Origin of the sequence: Bacteroides sp. OF04-15BH (assembly GCF_003477995.1) — a bacterium.
GTDB lineage: Bacteria > Bacteroidota > Bacteroidia > Bacteroidales > Bacteroidaceae > Paraprevotella.
In genome coordinates this window covers 1-1,605 of sequence record NZ_QUEM01000090.1, presented here as the reverse complement: position 1 = coordinate 1,605, position 1,605 = coordinate 1, and the positions used below count along the sequence as shown (strand labels likewise).

The window sequence follows — 1,605 nt, the reverse complement described above, 5'->3', positions numbered from 1 at the left end:
AGTTAAGAACAAGCCTTGACACAGTTTAAATTACACCCCCGAAAACTGCTTCGTTTTCCTCCTACTCGATTAGTGTTCCACCTGCTATAATGGTGCAAACACAAGAAACAACATCTTATTATTTCTTGATAAGCCTTTTGATTTCATTTGATTCGTTTGTCAACTTTCTTGCCAAGCTATCTTTGTATGCTGCTATCTCCACCATTTTATGATAACGAAAGATTGAATCTTCATAAACAGTAACACGACTTCTCACATCATCAATAACTTTCTCATCTCGGCAAACAGAGAAATGCTTTTCGATGTAGCGAATATTCGGGTCGTCAGATGGAAGAACCATTTTTAAGGCTCTATACTTCAAGTCTGCCTCCTCCCAATCTTGATGCGCTCGCCATTGGGTGAGATTGCCCCAAATGGAGAGAACAAGAGATAGAGCCAAGCCACCAATGAAAAGAAGAACAGACTTTGAAGTTGGCTCGAAGCGATGAGTCACTACTTTCTTCAGAGGTGTGTTATCCATTGCGTGAAGTTTGTCCTGCACAACTTTTGATGTGGCATTCAGCTCTTGTTTCACCTGATTAACAGTATCAAACAAGAGTTTACTTCGCTGTTCATCTTTGCTTGCTTCTTTTTTGGTAAGGTCGGTAAAAATGCAGATAGCTTCTCTTAATCTTACCAATTTATCAATAGCTTCCCCTTCTTTTACAGCCATAGCAAGAATAGCTTTTTCAAGTTTGCTAGTATCAACACTTACAGAGGCCGGAGTGCTTTCCGCCTCTGTATTCTTTGGTGAGGCAGAAAGTTCATCGACTTTTTGCTCCAATCTCTCAACTGTGCCGTAGATGGCTTCCAATAGTTCTTCTTTCATATTTCTTTTGTTGTTTGAATGGTTTGTAACTTGCATCAAAGGCTAAAGCCTCTTCTGCGTTTCTTCTTTTTCTTCTTGGATGATTCATCCTCTGGGAATTGCTCAAAGGTCTGAGCATTGGCTGGAGCAAAAAGTCCAATGGAAGAAATACCGCCCCAAGGATCCTGACTGCTCTCCGACATGAATGGCATCTGCTCATTCTTATGACAGTCCTACTCATATTGCTGAGCAGATTTGGCTCTTGCTGATAAAAGGTTCTCCGTTCCCTCAAATCTCGCATTCAGTTTGCCAAAGCTATAGTCTCGGCTAATCTGTGTACCCTTGAAACTATATCCGTCCTTGCAGAAACGGATGCCTTGAACCTTGGTTCGCTCCTTATCCTTATAGACAAACTCTAAGTGAATACCTCGTTTTGCAAGCTCGCTTTTGAACTCGTCCCAACTATCTGCCATTCTCAATGCGCTCTTTACAGCATTGTGAATCTCATATTTGGCTCGCTCAGCATTGCGTAACTTGCGAGTATTAGTATTGCTCTTGTCCGTTCCGTAGGTAAATCCATACTTGGATTTAAGAGCCTTGGTCACTTGCTCATTACGCCTGTAATCATTCCTGTCTGATATGAGCTTGCCCTCGTTATTGATGCGGTTATACACGATATGACAATGTGGATTGTCGGTATTGTGATGCCTTACGATAATGAATTGGGTATCGGTGATGCCCATCATCTGCATGTATTC

Annotated in this window: 1 protein-coding gene and 1 pseudogene; both read right to left on the bottom strand. The window is 41.6% G+C overall.

Translation table 11 applies throughout. The features are described from left to right. Nucleotides 1-118: 118 nt before the first annotated feature. Nucleotides 119-868 carry a hypothetical protein gene (locus tag DXA74_RS15910; protein WP_118529101.1) on the bottom strand — a complete coding sequence of 250 codons (750 nt, stop codon included), beginning with the start codon at nt 866-868 and terminating at the stop codon, nt 119-121. A gap of 35 nt (nt 869-903) precedes the next feature. Continuing rightward, a pseudogene (locus DXA74_RS15905) lies at nt 904-1,605 on the bottom strand (relaxase/mobilization nuclease domain-containing protein); the annotation flags it as partial.